The 21,153-nt window shown below is 27.1% G+C and carries 13 protein-coding genes and 1 CRISPR repeat array; of the genes, 5 read left to right on the top strand and 8 right to left on the bottom strand.

Features of this window, described 5'->3' with window-relative positions:
* Positions 1-4,321: a CRISPR direct-repeat array (repeat unit 31 nt; unit sequence ATTTATATTCCAGTATGGATAGATTAGAAAC).
* A gap of 155 nt (positions 4,322-4,476) precedes the next feature.
* From cas2 to cas6, 8 genes are read right to left on the bottom strand one after another with little or no spacing between them, the layout of a single operon-like run.
* Positions 4,477-4,761, bottom strand: a complete 285-nt coding sequence (gene cas2 / locus Q0K52_RS00860; RefSeq protein ID WP_297295504.1) for a CRISPR-associated endonuclease Cas2 — start codon at positions 4,759-4,761, stop codon at positions 4,477-4,479.
* Positions 4,762-4,766: 5 nt separating this feature from the next.
* On the bottom strand, positions 4,767-5,759 hold the full coding sequence (cas1b, locus tag Q0K52_RS00865; protein WP_297295506.1) for a type I-B CRISPR-associated endonuclease Cas1b: 993 nt from the start codon (positions 5,757-5,759) through the stop codon (positions 4,767-4,769).
* A 14-nt stretch (positions 5,760-5,773) separates the two neighbouring features.
* The gene (locus tag Q0K52_RS00870) at positions 5,774-6,277 is read right to left on the bottom strand and encodes a CRISPR-associated protein Cas4 (protein ID WP_297295508.1); all 504 of its coding nucleotides are present in this window, start codon (positions 6,275-6,277) and stop codon (positions 5,774-5,776) included.
* A gap of 3 nt (positions 6,278-6,280) precedes the next feature.
* Complete coding sequence (gene cas3 / locus Q0K52_RS00875) at positions 6,281-8,575, bottom strand: CRISPR-associated helicase Cas3' (protein ID WP_297295510.1); 2,295 nt, start codon at positions 8,573-8,575, stop codon at positions 6,281-6,283.
* On the bottom strand, positions 8,575-9,315 hold the full coding sequence (cas5, locus tag Q0K52_RS00880) for a CRISPR-associated protein Cas5 (protein WP_297295512.1): 741 nt from the start codon (positions 9,313-9,315) through the stop codon (positions 8,575-8,577). The genes cas3 and cas5 overlap by 1 nt, the downstream gene beginning before the upstream one ends.
* Positions 9,308-10,201 carry a type I-B CRISPR-associated protein Cas7/Cst2/DevR gene (gene cas7i, locus Q0K52_RS00885; RefSeq protein WP_297295514.1) on the bottom strand — a complete coding sequence of 298 codons (894 nt, stop codon included), beginning with the start codon at positions 10,199-10,201 and terminating at the stop codon, positions 9,308-9,310. Before cas7i ends, cas5 begins: the two co-directional genes overlap by 8 nt.
* 37 nt (positions 10,202-10,238) lie before the next feature.
* The gene (locus tag Q0K52_RS00890) at positions 10,239-12,023 is read right to left on the bottom strand and encodes a Cas8a1 family CRISPR/Cas system-associated protein (RefSeq protein WP_297295516.1); all 1,785 of its coding nucleotides are present in this window, start codon (positions 12,021-12,023) and stop codon (positions 10,239-10,241) included.
* A 22-nt stretch (positions 12,024-12,045) separates the two neighbouring features.
* A complete protein-coding gene (gene cas6, locus Q0K52_RS00895; protein WP_297295517.1) occupies positions 12,046-12,810 on the bottom strand; it encodes a CRISPR-associated endoribonuclease Cas6 in 765 nt (254 codons plus the stop codon).
* Positions 12,811-13,135: 325 nt separating this feature from the next.
* Here cas6 and murA point away from each other — a divergent pair, with 325 nt between their 5' ends.
* The 5 genes from murA (at position 13,136) to Q0K52_RS00920 (ending at position 21,046) form a co-directional block, all read left to right on the top strand.
* On the top strand, positions 13,136-14,413 hold the full coding sequence (murA, locus tag Q0K52_RS00900) for a UDP-N-acetylglucosamine 1-carboxyvinyltransferase (RefSeq protein ID WP_297295519.1): 1,278 nt from the start codon (positions 13,136-13,138) through the stop codon (positions 14,411-14,413).
* Between the two features lie 21 nt (positions 14,414-14,434).
* Positions 14,435-15,283, top strand: a complete 849-nt coding sequence (gene flgF / locus Q0K52_RS00905; protein WP_297295521.1) for a flagellar basal-body rod protein FlgF — start codon at positions 14,435-14,437, stop codon at positions 15,281-15,283.
* 132 nt (positions 15,284-15,415) lie between these two features.
* Complete coding sequence (locus Q0K52_RS00910) at positions 15,416-18,289, top strand: methyl-accepting chemotaxis protein (RefSeq protein WP_297295523.1); 2,874 nt, start codon at positions 15,416-15,418, stop codon at positions 18,287-18,289.
* Positions 18,290-18,465: 176 nt separating this feature from the next.
* Positions 18,466-19,569 carry an alanine racemase gene (gene alr / locus Q0K52_RS00915; RefSeq protein WP_297295525.1) on the top strand — a complete coding sequence of 368 codons (1,104 nt, stop codon included), beginning with the start codon at positions 18,466-18,468 and terminating at the stop codon, positions 19,567-19,569.
* Positions 19,570-19,672: 103 nt separating this feature from the next.
* Positions 19,673-21,046 (top strand): sodium:alanine symporter family protein, encoded by a 1,374-nt coding sequence (locus Q0K52_RS00920; RefSeq protein ID WP_297295527.1) that lies wholly within the window; start codon positions 19,673-19,675, stop codon positions 21,044-21,046.
* The last annotated feature ends 107 nt before the right edge of the window (positions 21,047-21,153 follow it).

The following is a 21,153-nucleotide window of genomic DNA, read 5'->3' on the forward strand; positions in this document are numbered from 1 at the left end:
ATTTATATTCCAGTATGGATAGATTAGAAACACTTTTTGTTTCTAAACAATTAATCATTACTTTTGTATTTATATTCCAGTATGGATAGATTAGAAACTATCAGATTTAATGTAAATGTAGTTTTACCATCGCCATTTATATTCCAGTATGGATAGATTAGAAACAGAATTAGAAGCTGATGAAATAATACTAAAAAAGTAATTTATATTCCAGTATGTATAGATTAGAAACATTAGCTAACCTTTTACAAGTTCGACCAAAATTATAATTTATATTCCAGTATGGATAGATTAGAAACCTGTAAATCCAACTGCAATGCCTGCAACTGGTGCGGATTTATATTCCAGTATGGATAGATTAGAAACAATGGACAATCATAAAATTAATAGCTTTAAGATTTAATTTATATTCCAGTATGGATAGATTAGAAACGCCGCACGTTCTCCACCCAGATAAAAAAAGTTTTTATTTATATTCCAGTATGGATAGATTAGAAACGATACATCTACAAACGCAATATTGAACAGCGGAGAAATTTATATTCCAGTATGGATAGATTAGAAACGGAACATTTTAATGCTATTATACCTATAGAGAGTTTATTTATATTCCAGTATGGATAGATTAGAAACACACCTTTTTACCCTATGCTTTTTTTATAAAAAGTGTATTTATATTCCAGTATGGATAGATTAGAAACGGAAGCGGTTACAGTTTACAAGCCTTATAAAACCGAATTTATATTCCAGTATGGATAGATTAGAAACTTATCAATTAAGTGGTGTTTGTGTAGATGAAGACATTTATATTCCAGTATGGATAGATTAGAAACTCGGTGTCGATAGCCCTATATATGTCAAGTAAATACATTTATATTCCAGTATGGATAGATTAGAAACAGGTATAGCATCACTATGAAGACGAGACAAAACAAAATTTATATTCCAGTATGGATAGATTAGAAACAAGAAAAACCATTTTATCTATACTGCATTATTGATAATTTATATTCCAGTATGGATAGATTAGAAACTAAAGTAATACGTTTACCTATCTCTTTAATAAATGCATTTATATTCCAGTATGGATAGATTAGAAACCTGTTTATTTAAGACATCTAAATCTAAAGTGTGTAAATTTATATTCCAGTATGGATAGATTAGAAACCTATAATAAAAGAGTGTATACAATGAATAAAACAAAAATTTATATTCCAGTATGGATAGATTAGAAACCAATTACAACATACTGTATAATTATCGAAATGAATAATTTATATTCCAGTATGGATAGATTAGAAACAAACAGTAGCTTTTAGGAAACAGCAAGGGCAAGTTAAATTTATATTCCAGTATGGATAGATTAGAAACTTTTATTATATGATAAAATATATAAAATGATATATCATTTATATTCCAGTATGGATAGATTAGAAACACATAAATTATTTAATATACAACATTCTTTTAATATATTTATATTCCAGTATGGATAGATTAGAAACTGTTATAGATGATTATTATAAAACTATAGATTAAAGATTTATATTCCAGTATGGATAGATTAGAAACTAAAATAACAGTGTATGAAAATACAATAACTAAAGAATTTATATTCCAGTATGGATAGATTAGAAACCCGTTTTATCATCATAAACACTATCATTTTGAGAAAATTTATATTCCAGTATGGATAGATTAGAAACCCTAATAATGTTTGCATATTAAACTCCTTTTAATATATTTATATTCCAGTATGGATAGATTAGAAACCAAAATTAAAAGGAGTTTAATATATGGAAACAATACAATTTATATTCCAGTATGGATAGATTAGAAACTACTAATTCTAAACAAGATATTACTATTGATAGTAAATTTATATTCCAGTATGGATAGATTAGAAACCCATTGAAAAAGCTGTTTATATTCTTCAGCTTTCAAATTTATATTCCAGTATGGATAGATTAGAAACGCTTGCCCCTTCGCCGTCTCTGCCCATAACAGTGTTATTTATATTCCAGTATGGATAGATTAGAAACATTAAAAGAAATTAGCAACATATTAGAAATACATATATTTATATTCCAGTATGGATAGATTAGAAACCTTATTTTTTAGATTTATATAATAATACTATTGTGTATTTATATTCCAGTATGGATAGATTAGAAACGCAGCAGAAGTTATTAATTCTATTATTTGTTTATAATTTATATTCCAGTATGGATAGATTAGAAACAAAAGCAACAATAAACATTGGTAAGGAAATAAAAGAATTTATATTCCAGTATGGATAGATTAGAAACTGAATTAGTTTGTGTTGGTTCTTTTGATCGTGCCTCATTTATATTCCAGTATGGATAGATTAGAAACTCAGATTTCTGAGCCTGGTTTGTTAGATCATGTTTAATTTATATTCCAGTATGGATAGATTAGAAACCAAGCTTACCATCAGTCAAACCGTTTGCATATCCTGCATTTATATTCCAGTATGGATAGATTAGAAACATTAGTATGGAATAAACAAACAGGTAATCTAGTGAGATTTATATTCCAGTATGGATAGATTAGAAACTTTTATTCTTCTAGTTGTAAGTGAAGAGTTTATGCGATTTATATTCCAGTATGGATAGATTAGAAACTAAAATGAAGTATACATAATAAATATATATAGTAGATATTTATATTCCAGTATGGATAGATTAGAAACATATACTTCGTAATCTTGTAAAGAGACGTCAACCTCATTTATATTCCAGTATGGATAGATTAGAAACCCTTATAGAATAACATTTAATAAAGATAGTAAAGGATTTATATTCCAGTATGGATAGATTAGAAACAACTATGTTTGTAGCAACAGGGCTTGTAAAAATAGAATTTATATTCCAGTATGGATAGATTAGAAACTTTATGGTCTAGTATATATAATTCGGATATGCTTTGATTTATATTCCAGTATGGATAGATTAGAAACCAACAAAATCATCTGACTTACAATAAATATTTTCATCATTTATATTCCAGTATGGATAGATTAGAAACAAATTGTACCAATTCTATTTGTTGTTTGTTATCATCATTTATATTCCAGTATGGATAGATTAGAAACATTTAATTAACCTTTACCTACTTCAGCAACAACAGCATTTATATTCCAGTATGGATAGATTAGAAACCCTTACTTGGTAGCAGATGAAAATAAAAATGCAGTAATTTATATTCCAGTATGGATAGATTAGAAACTCCCAAGTATCTTGGTCTTTGAAGTGTCTCATCTTTATTTATATTCCAGTATGGATAGATTAGAAACCAGTCAATTTGATATTGTAGATAGTCCCATAAACTACATTTATATTCCAGTATGGATAGATTAGAAACAAAACTGTATCTAACAAACAAAGTTATTAAAAATATATTTATATTCCAGTATGGATAGATTAGAAACTTACAAGACTGTAAAAATGAAAACTTGTATTTAAGATTTATATTCCAGTATGGATAGATTAGAAACATAGATAAAAAACAACTACAATCATCATCCATGTAATTTATATTCCAGTATGGATAGATTAGAAACAGAAAACAAGTAAAGGTTATAAAAGTGTGCAGTTGAAATTTATATTCCAGTATGGATAGATTAGAAACTTGACAAAAGAATAAAAAAAAATAAAATAAAACTAATTTATATTCCAGTATGGATAGATTAGAAACCAAATTGACTGTATACCAGACGAAGAAACATTACCACATTTATATTCCAGTATGGATAGATTAGAAACTGGTCGATTCTTCCAGGTGTTCCGAACTGTGATATATTTATATTCCAGTATGGATAGATTAGAAACACATAGCTCATTGACACCCCTTTTTCGTTAGAAAAATTTATATTCCAGTATGGATAGATTAGAAACGTTAATGCGTTTTCTGTGTCTACCCCTTTTATTAGTATTTATATTCCAGTATGGATAGATTAGAAACTGTTTAATATATTTAGTGTCATTCCTCCCAAGTATCGATTTATATTCCAGTATGGATAGATTAGAAACTTCAAATGGGAGGACAAGAAGCACCACAACTAGGAAATTTATATTCCAGTATGGATAGATTAGAAACCCTACATCAATCATAAAATCTCCTAATTTTCGACATATTTATATTCCAGTATGGATAGATTAGAAACAATGCATAGTATTTATAATTCTGCTACTTCTGTTGTATTTATATTCCAGTATGGATAGATTAGAAACACAAGCAGAAAAAGCAGAAAGAGAAGCACACGAGACCATTTATATTCCAGTATGGATAGATTAGAAACCCGTAAATTTGCGACTTTTTCATAATTTATACTGTTAAATAATCAATATACAACAATACATAATGATAAAACAGTTAATAAACATATTTTTGATAAAAAATATCTGTCGATAAAGTGTAATTTTTTAATAATTAGACATCGACGATAATAATATTCTATATAAAATTAGAAGTATTGTCAATACTTTCTTCTACCAAAAATTCTTTATCAAGCCATTTTTCATTACGGCTTTTAAAAACTATACAAGAATCTTTTCCTTTTCTTAAAATGTCAAAGAGCTTATTTTTTAATTCCAAATACTGTACTTTTGAAAGTTCTCCTTCAAATACAGATTTTTGTATATGATTAAGATACGCCTTGCAAGTTTTAAAAACAGTTCTTGCAACTCTGGCACCATCTTCGTCATCTGTTTGTATATCATAAACTAATATTAAATACATTTATTTTACCACCATATTATAAAAGGTTTGTATTCCTTTTCATTAAGCAAATGTTTGGATATTTTATATAATTCCAATCTAATCAAATGTTTATATGAAACATCTTTATTTAAACTTCTATGTTTTATTGTTGTTAATAATCTTTTTTCCAATTCTTCCATTATAGTTTTTAATGCTTTATCTTTAATCCTCAAAAAATTACTTTCTTTATCAAAATCATTTTCATTTATCATATTTTTATTTAGCAGTGTGAATATTAATCTATCTACTATTAGTGGTTTAAAAATTTCTGCAGCATCAAGAGATAATGAAAATCTTTTAGTTGATGGTTCATGTAGATAACTTATAGTAGGATTTAATTGTGTTTTATAAATCTCTGATAATACTTTTGTATAAAGCAGTGAGTTTAAAAAACTTATAAGTGAATTAACCATATTATCCGGCGGACGTTTTACTCTTTTTTCAAAGTCTATTTCCTGATTAATAATTTTTTTCCAAGAACTATAATAAACTTTATGAATGTTTCCTTCAATTCCCATTATTTCATTTATATTATAATAGCTATTTAAACTAGATTTTAATTTTTCTATTGATTCAATTTCTTCCTGCAAATCTTTTCCTCTATTAGCATAATATTTTAAATTTCTTAATATATTCTCTGCTGCTCCATAAACAAATTTTTTGGCAAGCAGACTTCGTTTATCATAATCACTGTAATGCATAACCTGATGAACAAGTAAATCACCAGAAACTAATTTTTCTCTAGGATAAAAACTTCCAGCATAAAATTCATAATAATTAAAAAAATGTACACATATTCCCATTTGTGATAAAAAATTAAGCAGTTTAGTATTAATTGTTACTTCAGAAAAAATATATATGTCATAAATTACTTCTATAGGTAAATCTCTTTTTTCTCCGTTTGATTTTATAAACTGTAAAGTATTATCTTTTCTCTTAAGTTCTCCGCTTGAAAATAAATAATAAGATTTACTCATAAAAATAATTCCCCCTATATATAACAAAACTCATAATAAGCACATTTTTTACAGGAACTTTTATTAATAGTCTCTGGTATATTTTTTTCAGATAGAGTTTGATTTATAATTTCAAGTCTTTCCAAAATTTTTTCATTATCTCTTTCTTCAAGTAACACTTCTTCTTTATATCTTTTTGAAGGTATATTTAATTCGCCTTTTATATTATCAAATCCATGCTGTTTTAATATAAATAAATAATATTTTATTTGATTAATAGCCATTTGTTTTTCTTTATCAGATTTTTTTACTTCATGTACAATATTATCTTTTAAAAAATCAATATTTACTTTATTATCTATCATAAAGTTATGTTTTTGATTTGTATAAGTATTTTCATCAATAAACTTTCCAATCTGTACAAGTTCATTTTCTCCTTCAAAAGATAAATTATGATAAGAAAGCCATACCTTTCTCATACATAGAAAACTATAAGAATAAATTGTTCCTGTTACATAATTTATATTTTCATCATTCATAAATTAATCCCACATAAGAGAATCATCTTTTTTATCAAGAAGTCCAAATTCATCATCATATTTCAAATCAACAATAAATATTTTATTAGTTTTATTTCTGTTCAGATTTATTTCTATATTCGTATTGCTTTTAAATCTTTTATAAGTTTTTATTGAAGTTGTAAAGCCTAATAATTCTTTTTTCTTTCTTATTAATTTCTCATAATCTTCTTTAGTTAATTTTTTTAAGTTTAATAATTCATCATATTCTTTTATTATATTATTTTCTTTACTAATTAAATCTTCGTAAATATTTAAAGGCATTACTGTTACATTATCTATTTTTCTAAAAAGCTCATCGCATTCTCCTTTATCAATAGCAGCAGGAGTAAGATTTGTAATATCTTTTAACGCCTCTTTTATTTTTGATAAATATTCACTATTTTCTAATTCATCATAATCATAAACTTTATTTATAAAATCCTGTTTATCTTCTTCAGTAAATATTTTATTATCATAGCTTTTTATGTAATCAACAGATCGGTCATATATTTCTTTATCATATACATAAGGAACACCATTTTCACTATTATAAATAAATATATTAGGTTCATCTTTTTTATAATTTCTGTTTCTGTAAACTCTACCCATTCTCTGAAGCAAACTGTCAGCAGCAGACATATCAGTATGAAGTTCATCAAAATCTATATCCAAACTAGCCTCTACTATTTGAGTTGATATCCATATACCGAAAGTTTCATCTCTTTTATTTTCATCATTAGGAGCGAAGTTTTTTATTTGTTCTTCTTTTGATTTTCTGTCTTTCATTATGAATCTTGAATGAAGAAGATTAATTGTTATATCATTATTTTTTTCTTTAATTAAATCTTTCAAGTACTTATAAATCTCTTGAGATTGATTAACCGTATTACAAATTATAAGTACTTTTTTATTTTCAGCACTTTTAAGTATTTTATTATAATCAAATTCTTTTTCATCAATAAATTTTATGAAATGCCTTTTAATACTTTTGTTATCATTATCAAGTTTAAAAAAAGCATTATGAGGCATTTCAAATTTAATATTATTTTCTTCCATCAATTTTTTTATTATAGGAGGAAGTGTGGCAGTCATAATGCAGAACTTGCCTCCTATATCATTTATCACCTTAAGCCCATAGATAATAAAAGCAGTTATTTCCGGAGTATATGATTGTATTTCATCGATTATCAATTTACTATATTTCAAAGTAGCTGGGAAAATTTCTGTTCCTAAAGATTTAAACACAAAATAAAAAAGCTGATCTATAGTACAAACAGTAAAAGGAAAAGAAAGTTTTTTACTTTTATTATATTTATCAAGCACATCATCGATACTCATATCATTATCAAGCATATCGTTAACGCTGTCAGAATGTAAGAAAGTTATTTTTTCACTGTTATAATAATTTTCTTTTATCCTATCATAAATAGCATTGATAGACACTTTCAAAGGAAGAGTATAAAAAGTTTTTGAATTTCCTGCCCAAAGCAAAGCCCCTTCAGTTTTACCTATACCAGTAGAAGCAATCACAACTATATTATTATTTTGATTTTTAAGCATATACTCTTGGCATTCATTGGGCTTAAACTTTCCTAAAACTTTTTTGGAAGCGTCATCACTTTGTATTTCTATTTTCTCATCATAAGCACTAGCAGCATAATCCAATTTGTTAAGCATTCCTTTTATAATGATATAATTTTTCCAAATATCATAAGAAGGATTATAATTTTCTTTTATAGCATTCATTGATACGCCTAAATATTTGCATTTAAGTTTATCATTATAAATTTTTTTATAAAATGCAACATCATTATCAACGATTGTTTTTATATCAGCAGAACTTATTTCTAAACCATTATTATTTAAAGCTTTTCTTGTATGATGATTATAAATAGCACTTGATAATGCTTTTATTTCATCTTCTGAAAATTTTTCTTCTAATTCATTAATATTCAAAAAAGCACAGCTTAAAATACCATGCGGAATTTCTTCAATGTTTAGCTCTTTATATAATTTCTCTAAATCATTATTAATTTCAAAATTTTGATTTATACTTTTATAAATTTTCTTTTGAAATTTATAATTCATCTTTCCCAAGTCATGAGTTTCGCATGCTATTTTTATAAGCTCTAATTCTTTTTCATTAAAATATTTTTCATACATACTTTTAAAATCTTCAAATAATTTTATAAGATTTTCAGTATGTTTTTCAATGCTTTCTGTATGATATGAATCATTATATTTATTGCTTTTCGCTAAAAAATTTTCTTTTTCCATTATGCTAAAAATAATCCTAACTTACTATTTTTTTCTTTGATCACATCTTTTTTAAAAGTTAATACACTTCCTTTATTTATATATTTTGCTTTAACTTTTTCTTTCCAATAGCGTATATTAGTTTTTTTATTAATATCAAAAACTTTATTCAAATTATAAACGGTGCCTATTAATTCTTCTTTGTTTCTTATATTATCAATCATACTGTAAGGCATATAAGCATCATAAAGCATTTCTATTTCATCAGTTTCTTCAGTTTCAACTATACTTACTTTATCGATTCTTAATATATCCTCATGACGTCCTAAAGCAGGATATACGGAAGGTCTTTTTAAACCATTCTCAATAACTTCAAATAAACTTTCATCTTCAGGAACAATATGAATAATTAAATTAACATCAACTATTACTTCAGCATATCCAAGTCCTTTAGTAATGCCGTCAAAACCTCTGTCATCATTTTTTACTTTTAATTGATGCCTTGAAGGATCGTATTTAATTCCGAAGAAATATCTAGTATACAAATCAGTTAATGAACTTTTTGTTTCTCCTTGAATACTTATTTTCATTTCTCTGTATCCGTCTAAAAAATTGCAAACTTTATGAATCATTCCTATAACAGTAGAGTAGGGAGGAAGTTTAAAGCTTTCCTGAAATTGTATACTAGAAGGCCTTTTATAATTTGGCATGTTTTGATAACATTCTAGTTTAATAGCTTTTGTTATATTTTTATCATGCATAATATTCATCAACCTTTTTAGATAATTCATCTATAACATAAGATACACTTTGTGCTTTTAATTTTTCTTTTATTTCTTCAGTATTTGAGAACATTGAATCTACTAATCCGCATATAGTGTTATTTTTTATTTCTGTATCCAAGTCAAGAACATTTGTTATAGTTTTTATTTCCAAATTATTTTTATTAACTTTTAATCTATTTTCAAAGAAAGGATTTTTTATATTATAAACTCCGCCTATTATGAATATAGGACTTAAATTTTCTCTCCTTCCTCTTATATCTCTGTATAAAGTTTTTAATACTTTTAAAAGCTCTTTAACTCTTTTGGCTTTTTCTTTATTATCAATTTCATGTTTGTCTTTGTTGTTTTCTTTATCTTTTATAATTTCATCTATTCCAACTTTATCCAAATCTATAGTTACAGTGTATGCATAGTATGATTTATGTATTTCACTTTGAGCAATAGCATTATCCATACCGCCTCTTTTAGCAAGTGCCATATTAGTAAGAAAATCTAAATCAGAATTATAACTTTCTAAAGCAATGGCATTACTTAATCTAACAACTGCATTTCTAGTATTTGAAGAACCATTTACACTGTTTTTTCCTGTTTTCATGTATCCGAAAAAATCTATTTCAGGATAATTTTCAATAGAAGCATCTTTTTCAAATTGTACAACCTTATCAGCATTAGAAACTTTTGTATTATCCCAACCTAATTGATTTATAATATTATATCTTAATGCCTGTCTTGATATATAACTGTAGCTGTTTCCATCTCCTCTGCTTAACTTTTTTAAAGAGCTTATATTTCCGAAACTCTCTCCATAGTTTGCACTTTCTGCTTCAAATATTATACTTAATGTTAATCCTTTATTTTCCATGTTGTTATTCTCCTTTAATTAAAATAATTATTATTTATTACATATCATTTTCTTTTGATTCATCATTTTTATCTTTATCATCTTTATTGTCATTTGATGAGCCTTTGAGTCCTAGTATATAAGCATTACCAATGGTTTTAAACTCTTCATCGCTTTTAAAAATATTTAGAAATATGTTTGGTATGCTTAAATTCATTCCAGCATAAAGCCTTGTAATATTACTCAAAAATAAATCTCTGTTTGAAGTATGAACATAATTTATTAATTGATAAACTAAGCCTCTTAATTTGTTATCAGCTTCTTTATTCTGCTCATTTGTTAAATTAGCATTATCTTTAGCACCTATTAATTTGTGTCTCATTTCATTGCCGTTTTTATAGGCTATATATGCTAAATCAAATTGTTTTTGCATATTCTTATCCTCCTTCAAAATTTTATTATCCAAAAACATAGTATCTTTTGCTATTTGTATTCTTAATATTTTAAATATTGTTCTTATTAAAAAATTATTGTTTTCAATTTTTAATAATGTAAATATTAAATTCCATTGATTTCTAAAGTTTAAAATATTTTCCAGACAATCTTTATAAATATCAATCCAATAATCATCAGTTATTTTTATTGATTTTATTTTTGCTATATAATTAAGTTCTTTTTTCATTGACTCAATAATTTGAAGCGAGTCTTTTCCTATAGTATTAAATAAATAGTGATTTTTATCTCTTATAATTACTTGAATGGATTTTAATTCTTTAGTTTTTTCAGCTAATAGCCTTCTTATTATTTCATTGTATGCAGTATAAGTTTTATTTTCTTCATTGTTATTTGAAAAGTCTATTCTGCCATTCATTTTTATTAATGCATCTATACTGTCATTTTGATTAACGAATATCATACTATTTGATATATCTATAAATCCTAAAGGAGTACATGCATATATGTAATTGCATAAAGCACATATAAAACTGTCCGGATTATAATTCCAAAATGCAGATTTTTTTCTATTTGTATCAACACCAACTTCAAATAAAAAAGTAGTATCAATATCTTTATTTATGCTTTCATTACAAACTACACAATTATAATTATATTTCTTTTTATTATTGATAAGTTCTTTTAATGGCTTTTCAAATGATTGATAAAACATTTCTTTTATATCTTTTTTTGAATTTGCAGGAAGTAAGAATGCTTTATTTTCCCAGAACTGATTTATTTTAGTATACATTATATTTTTCATTAAGAGGGTATCTCTTACTTCTTTATTATTTTCAAAATCTGATTTTATTTCTTTTAAGTAAGGTTTTATCTGTTCTATATCAAAATTTTTTGCTTTTATAATTTCTTTTATTTTTTCTATATTATCTTGTATATTTACTGAAATACCTTTAGCCGTTAAAGTTTCTAATCCTGTTTTTATACTTGCGGCAGAAAAGTAATCTATTATATTTTTTATATCATCTTTATAATCTTTATTTTCTTTGTCATTTAATATGATATCAATTTTTTTAATGCTTTCTGATATATTAGTTTTATCTCCAAATTTTTTAACTATTCTATCAATATACATTTGAGATAAATCTGTATTGAGTAAAAATTCTTTTTTTACAAATAGAGTTTGACCATATAAATAGTAATCTTTTTTGTCTTCTAAACTTTCGCCTTTTTTAGCTTTTGATTCTTCCAGCACTTCAATAAATCCAATAACTCCAGCATTGAAAAGGAAAGTATCAAGATTAATTTCAAAATATTCGCTTTCAAGTTTATTGTTTTCTTTATCTTCTAAAGTTAATTCTTGTTTAGTATCTTTTTTTGTTCTTGGCATAAAAAATCCTTAAATAAAAATATCATAAAACTTCAAATAATCCGAAACCCTCGCTTCGTCTGCTTCCTATTCCTGTTTTGTAGAGATTGTTTAATAGGGTAGTGTCCCCTTCCAAACAGAATTTTCCAAAAGAGGCACTGATTAAATTTTCTTTGAATGGTACTACTGTTGTTTTTGATTCTTCTTTTATTATATTTCCATTTTCATCTGTTGTTTTTACAGTTATTAATTTTATTTCAGAGCTTTCAAAATTGAACTCTTTGGCAATTCTTTCTACTGATTGATTTAATATAGAGTTAAAATTTTCATCTTTGAAAGTTAAATAAATGTCTTTGTTAGTTTCTCTGTTATGATTGCGTAGTATTAGAGGGCTTAAAAATTTTATTAGTACTTTATTTTTGTTTATAGCTTTTTCATTTAGCATAGTTATTTTTCTTAATGTCATAATCATAGAATTATTATTATATGTGTATTTTTTATTTATCATGCTGTTGAATGAATTATAAAGTTCTATAAAAAGCTCATTATCAAATATAGAGAAAGTTATATTAATGTATGTTTGATTATTATATGTTTTAGAAATTTCTATGCTGCTGTCATTTATTTTAGCATTTGGAAGGAATACCCCGAAAGTAAAAGCCTTCATTTTTGTATTGTCTTTATATAGATCATTGTATGTATTAGGATATTGATTTTCTAATGCATGTTTAATAAAACTTATAATGGCAAGTCTGTATTCTTTAATAATGATATTACTTTCTAATTCAAAGTTAAGATTTATTCTCATATATGTATCCTTATGTATATTTATATAATTAAGATTATTATATAAATGTTATGTAAATATAATATAGTAAAAATAAATAGTATTGTCAATGAAAAATCAGTGATAATTTATAAAAAATATAGTATAAATATTTATCGATTAGCTAAATTGTAATTATATAATATGAAATTAAATTATAAACAATATATAGTTCTGTATTTAGGTAATTAAAAAAGGATTTAATTTACATAATATATGGATAAAATTTATCAAGCAAATTTGTATTATACCGAAAATATTGAAAGTAGATTTTTTGCAAGTGTATTGCCAAAGGCGGTTTATATTTATGTATAAATATGTGATAGAAGGTTCAAACAATATTGGAGGCGTATTAAAAGTATCAGGTTCTAAAAATGCATCATTGCCATTGCTTGTTGCATCTATTTTAACAGATGAGCCTGTTATACTTCATAATGTGCCTGATTTGGTAGATGTAAAGGTTCTTATAGATATATTGGAGCCTTTAGGAAAGAAAGTAGATTTTAAAAATAATACTACTGTAATAATATCTCATAATGGAAGAAGCGAAGAAGCACCATATAAATTGGTGAAAAAAATGAGAGGTTCTATCATAGTATTAGGGCCGCTTTTAGCTAAACGCAAACATTGCAGAGTGTCTTATCCGGGCGGATGTGCTTTCGGGCCAAGACCAATAGATTTGCATTTAAAAGGAATGGAAGCATTAGGTGCTAAAATAGATATAACAGCAGGATATATTGATGCTGTAGTTGAAGATCATCTTGTAGGTGCTGATATGGATTTATCAGGAAAATTTGGCCCTACAGTACTTGGTACAGATAATGTTATGATGGCAGCAACTTTGGCAAAAGGAACTACTATTATAAGAAATGCTGCTATGGAGCCCGAATGTACTAATTTAGTAGATTTACTTAATGCTATGGGAGCAAAAATTACAGGCGGCGGTACTAATACTTTAACTATAGAAGGAGTTGAGGCTCTTCATGGAGCAGAATTTACTGTTATACCAGACAGAATAGAAACAGGTACTTTCTTAGCTATAGCTGCTGCAGGCAGAGGAAAGTTGAGATTAGAAAATGCTGAACCTAAACATTTAACTTATGTATTAGATTTACTTTCAGATATAGGCTGTGATATAAAAACTACAGAAAATACTATAGAAATAGATGCTAGAGATAAAGAGTTAAAGCCATTTAAAGTTGAAACACTTCCATATCCTGGTTTCCCTACAGATTTACAGGCTATTTATACTACATTAGCTTGTACAATCAATGGTAAAAGCGAACTTATAGAAGGTATATATCCGGATAGATTCAGTCATGTTCCGGAGCTTGTACGTATGGGGGCTGATATAGAATTAAATACTTCTGATATAGTAGTAAATGGCGGAAAAAAACTTTCAGGTGCCGATGTACAGGCTAGTGATTTACGTGCTGGTGCTGCTTTGGTTGCTGCCGGTGCTATTGCTGAAGGTGTAACAAATGTTCATAGAATATATCATATTGAACGCGGATATGAAGATTTGGAAAATAAATTAAAAACTATTAATATAAATACAAAAAGAGAAAAAGACGATATTTTATAATAAATTTAGGGGGATTATATAATGGTAAGAGGCGTTTATACAGGTGCAAGCGGAATGATGGCTGAACAAGCTAGATTAGATGTTGTAGCTAACAATTTGGCTAATGTTGATAAACCTGGATTTAAAAGGGATACAGTAAGTTTTAAAGCTTTTCCAGAAATGATGGCAGCAAGAACAGAAGATGACGGAGTAGTAATATTTCCTCTTGGTTCTACAGATGTAAGACCTTATGTAGGAAGAATGGGAACAGGCGTTGAAGTTAATGAAGTTTTCACAGAATGGGAGCAAGGTTCTTTAAGAGAAACTGGAAATCAGCTTGATATAGCTTTGGCAGATAAAGGATTTTTTGCAATAGAAACTCCTCATGGCGAAAGATACACAAGAAATGGAAGTTTTTTAATAGATAAAGATCATTATCTTGTAACTAAACATGGTTATAAAGTAATGGGAGAAAATGGTTATATACAAATCAAAACTAATAACTTCAATATAGATGAAGAAGGCAGAGTAAGTATTAATAGAAGATATCAAGACGGCAATACATTTGTACAGTTCAATGACAATGAATGGGAAGATGAAGAAATTCTTGATACTTTAAAAATAGTAAGATTTGACAATGAAAGATATTTAAAAAAAGAAGGCGAATCTTTCTGGGTTGATACAGATATCAGCGGTCCAGCTTTCATAGCTCAAAAAGGTGTTGACAGACCTAAAGTATTATCAAGATTCTTAGAAATGAGCAATGTTAACCCTGTAAATGAGATGGTAAGAATGATAGAGGTTCAGCGTGCTTATGAATTAAACTCTAAAACTATCTCTACTCATGATACATTAGTTGGCAGAGTAATAAATGAGGTTGGCAGAGTATAATTTTTTATAATATATGCATCTTTTTTGATGAATAAATTTTGATAAAAAATAAACGATAATATATAATAGTGCAAATTATAAAATAGTATTATATCTTAAATTTGTTGAGATATATTAGAGTTAGAGGATATTATGGTTGCAGATAAAATCAAACAACATGTTATTAATAGACTTAAAATTATAGTTATTCCAATCTATTTATTAATAGATATATGTCTTTGGAATGCTGGTCTATTTTTTATATTAAAAGAAGTACCACATATTTATGGTGTAAAAATAATATTTGCTGTAATTTCCTTTATTTTCTTCTTTAAATATTTAAAAAGATGGAAATCTAATATAGAAGTAAAATTGTCTATTAAAGTCATACTAATTTTCTTCCTTATGTCATTATCCGGCAGTATCATTGAGATCGCTATTTATGCAATAGTTAATAAAGTGTTCTCATATATGGTGATGATGATTATATTTGCTGCTACTATTAATTCAGCTTTTTTAGTATGTACATTTATGACATTATTTAAACTTTTCTCACGTAATTTTGAATTGGAAGATAATATTGTTACATTCTATATACCATTAATAGTAAAACTTGCTTTCATTGTATATATGTTCTTTTCTGTATTGGTATTGGTTTTCTTATTGAACCATATTTCTATAGAAGAAGAAACTTATTTGAATAATATGAGCAATATAGCATTGAATGAAATATTAGATATAGCTAATAATATAGGTCAATTTAATAATGATATAAGAGAAGATATGATATCTTATAAGGATTTTGTATATAGTATGTATTCTAATAGAGCTACTATAAATAAAGATATAATACAGACTGAATTTGTTAATAGACTTCCTTATTTTAATAGTACTTTAAAAAATTCTTATGATACTCTATCTTTGAATCTTGAACAAAAATATCTTGATACAGATTTACCTTATTCTCTAACTTTGACTAAAGATTCTGGTACAGAAAGATTTACTACTAGAACATCAGATGCTTTATATATGCATAGTTTCTCAGAAAGTGATATAGAAAATAGTGATATAGTTTTAAATGTAAATATTTATGATAGAAATAATATATTTGTTTCAGCTTATTCTACATTAAAACTATTTGGAAACAATTTAGGATATATTATTGCTGAGGCTAATATATCAACTTTAAATAAATTAATTAAAGATAATGATTTACTTTCAAAATGGTCTTATGTAGCATATAGGAGAGAAACAAGAGATATAATACTTTGTTCAGACAGCAGATATATAGCAGAAAATTCAGCAGAGGTTTTATCTTCTTCAAAAAATTTAGCTATATATATGGACGAGTTTGAAAAATCTAATACTCAGTTTAGAATACTTCCTACAACAGATATAGCAGGTAATGAATCTATAGCTATTGCCTATTATATACCAGAGCTTAAGCTTGTTGGTTTATATTATAAAGATATTAATTCTATTGTAAAAGATTCTGATATAGATAAAGGTATATTCCAATATATATTCCTTCATATAGCTGTATTTGTATTCTTGTTCCTTATATATTTGTTAATTTTGAAATTCTTATTATCTTCTATAAAGAAAGCAAATATATCAGCAGAATCTTTAATAGGTAAGAATGGAGATTTAAGAAAAAGAATTCCTTCTAAAAATAATGATGAAATAGGTCTTTTAATATATAACTTTAATTTATTCTTATCAAGATTGGATAATCTTATAGGTGAATTAAAATTAGAAAGTTATAAAGTATTTGATGAAATAAAAGTAATAGAAAAAGTTATAGATGAAAATACGAATAGAATTAATGATCAAAGTTCAAGTATAACAGAAAGTGTAGCTAGTGTTAATAATATTATTACTTCTATACAAAATGTTACAAGTTCTACAGATCAGCAAAGACATGCATTTTCATCTGCTTCTATTGCAGTAGAAGAATTGCTGCAAACTATTTATAAGATTAATGATAACATGGAACGTCAGTCATCAGCAGTAGAACAAACTTCAGCTTCTATTGAGGAGATGATATCAAATATTACATCAGTAGCAAAAAGTGTTAATAAAGCAGACAGTTTTTCTAAAAAGCTTCTTCTAGATGCTCATGATGGCGGTGATACAGTAGATGAGGTTATTGAAGCGGTTAGAGGTATTGAGGAAAGTTCAGACCAGATTAAAGAGATCGTTAACGTTATTCAAGGTATTGCTGAACAAACAAACCTTTTGGCTATGAACGCTGCTATTGAGGCTGCACATGCTGGTGAACAAGGTAGAGGTTTCTCTGTAGTTGCTGACGAAATTAGATCTTTGGCTGAACACACAGCTGATAACACTAAATCTATTACTAACATTATTAAAGCTATTACTAAGAGAATTGAAGAAACAGTGGAACTTGCTAGTAACAGTGGTAAGTCACTTGATAATATACTTGATATGTCAGAAAATACAGCAAGAGTTGTTTCAGAAATTAATACAGCAAACAGCGAATTAGAGGTTGGCGGTAGAGATATTCTTGAAACAATTAGACACTTGAATAATATTACAACCGGTGTTAAAGACAGTGTAAAAGAACAGATGAACAGCGGTGATGTTGTAGACAGCCAAATTACTTTACTTGACCAAATAACTAGAGAAGTTTCTGATATCATAGAAGCAAACAGTGCTGGTGCTAAAGAAGTAATGCATGCTATGAGTTTCTTGAATGAATTATCTGTAAAAACAGTTGAAGGAAATAAAGAATTCTATAATGCTACAAGTAAATTAAATGAAATATTCTCTAAGTTTAATGAACTTATGGGCAGATTCATTACTAATGTTGACAATGTAGATGAGTCTAAGAAAGATGATATTATTTCAGATACTGATTCTTATTCAGTTGATAAGAGAATGGATATGGAACTTAAGAGTCTTGAAGAAGAATTCAAAAAGGATAATGAAGATTTCCAAAAAGATGAAGATGTTTTGGAAATGCTAAAAGAAGACTTTAAGAATCCAGAGATGTTTACTATGTAAGATAATATTATATATTATATACTATTAAGTGAGATGTTATATTATATATAATATCTCACTTTTTTTATGTCTTAATAGATATTTTTTTCACAATAATTATCTATTAATAGTATTATTTTATTGACAAACTATAAAAAAACGGTTATACTACAAAATAAATCTATTTGGAGTAATGTATGTCTAATTATACTATAGCAGAAGTTGATTTGTCACTTTTGCATAATAATATAAAAATAATACGCTCTATAACTGATAATGTAAAATTACTCAATATAGTAAAAGCTAATGCTTATGGACATGGCATAATAGAAATCTCTAAAGCTTCAGAAAGATTCGGTGCTGATGTTTTAGGAGTTGCTACAGTTGAGGAAGGAATAAGAATAAGAGAGAGCGGCGTTTCATTACCAATAATAGTGTTATTTCAGCATTTCAAAGATGAGTCAGATTTGGTTTGTAAATACAATTTGATTCCTATTATAAGCAATGCTGATTGTTTGGAGTATTATGATAGATATTTAAAGAAATATGGAGGAAAGTTAAAACTATATATAAAGGTTGATACCGGTTTAAACAGAATGGGAGCAAGACCGGAAGAAGTTGTTCCTTTAGCTAAAAAAGTTTTATCTTATGATACTCTTAGCATAGAGGGTATAAATACTCATTATGCTGCGGCTGATATGCAAGATGAATATTCTAAAGACTTTACTAATAATCAAATAAGAATTTTTAATGAAGTATTAAATGAATTGAAATCTAACGGCATAGAAATAAATAGTGCCCATACTGCCAATTCAGCTGCTTTGGTATCTTATAGAAATACATATTTCGATATGGTTAGGGCAGGAATAATATTATACGGCTATATTTATGATGATTATGATCTAGGTATAAAACCTATTTTGAATTTGAAATCAAGAGTTGCTTTATTAAGAAATATAAAGAAAGGTGAAAGTATTTCTTATGGTATGACTTGGAAATCAAATAGTGATACTAAAGTGGCTGTAATTCCAATAGGCTATGCTGACGGAGTACCTAGAGGTTTATCAAATAATTGGGAAGTAAAAATTAACGGCAATTATTATCCTATAAGAGGCAGAGTTTGTATGGACACAATCGTTGTAGATATAGGCAATGGTAATGTGAATGTTGAAGATGAAGTTTTGATATTTGGTAATGATGAAAGGATAAATGCTAATACTTTGGCAAAGAGAATTAATGGAATAAGTCATGAAATATTGGTAAACATAGGGGAGAGAGTTACAAGAGTTTATAAAGAGTAAATAATTTAAGTATATTAAGATTTGTAATTACTATAAATGAAAATTCAATTTTTAAGGAGTTATACCAAAATCTAATATAAAATAAACAAAAAAGGAGCGTATTATGGTAGAGATGATAGCAAAAATCAATGGCGTCATTAACAGTTTTGTATGGGGACCGGTTATGTTAACCCTATTGGTAGGAACAGGTATATTCCTAAGCATTAGAACAGGTTTTTTGCAAATAACAAAGATTCCTTTGTGGACTAAACACACTTTTGGAGCATTAGCAAAAAAACAGGATGCTGATGATAATATAACACCTTTCCAAGCTGTTAGTACAGCATTAGCTAGTACAGTTGGAACTGGTAATATTGCAGGAGTTACTACAGCTATAGTAGCAGGCGGACCTGGGGCGTTATTTTGGATGTGGTTTGCTGCATTCTTTGGTATGGTTACTAAATATTCGGAGGTTCTTCTAGCAGTACATTATAGGGTAAAAGATGATCAAGGACATCATCACGGCGGCCCTATGTACTATATTTCAAAAGGAGCTAATTTGCCTTGGCTTGGCAGTATATTTGCTGCTTTTGCTGCTTTAGCTTGTTTTGGTGCTGGTAATATGACACAAACTAATGCTATGGCTGCAGTTGTTTATCAAAACTTCGGAGTACCTCATTTAGTTACAGGTATAGTTGTTGTAGCTTTGACTGCTGTTATTATTATAGGAGGTATTAAAAGAATTGCTACAGTTACAGAGAAGTTAGTTCCTGTAATGTGTGTTATTTACATACTTGCTGGAATAATAATATTAGTAATGAATATTGATAAAATACCTCATGCTTTCCAACGCATATTTGAAGAAGCATTTTCTTTGAAACAAGTTGGTGCTGGTTTTATGGGATATACTATAATGATGGGTATGAAATTCGGTTTTGCCCGCGGAGTATTTTCTAATGAAGCTGGTTTAGGTACTGCTCCTATGGCTCATGGTGCTAGTAACTCAAAAAACCCTATAGAACAAGGTTTATGGGGAATATTTGAAGTATTAATAGATACTTTCTTTATATGTACATTAACTGGTCTTATGGCTATAATATTCTTAGAAGCAAATCAAGGTACTAAATTAAATGGTGCTGAACTTATATCTGCATCATTCGGTTCTAATTTAGGACATTTTGGTTCTATAGTTCTTACAATATCTTTGATATTATTTGCTTTCTCTACTTTTGTAGGTTGGTCACATTATGGAGTTGTAGCTTTAGGTTATCTAACTAAAAGAAATAAAATAGCTTCATTTTCTTATAGAATAATATTCTTAGTTATTGGTATAGTAGGTGCTATCAGCCAATTAGATTTAATATGGGCTATAGCTGATACTTTGAATGGTCTTATGGCTATACCAAACTTGGTAGGTCTTTTGATACTTTCTCCTAAAGTAGCTCAGCTTACTAGAGATTATATGAAAGATCCTACTTCTACATTGATGAAAGATTAAAAGGTTAATAATTATTTTGGTGTCTGTGAAACAAGTTTTGCAGATGCCTATAATTTTTAATGAATATTTAAAGTCCTGTTTTTTAACAGGGCTTTTTTATTATTTTT

Origin of the sequence: uncultured Brachyspira sp. (assembly GCF_944390845.1) — a bacterium.
Lineage (GTDB): Bacteria > Spirochaetota > Brachyspiria > Brachyspirales > Brachyspiraceae > Brachyspira > Brachyspira pulli.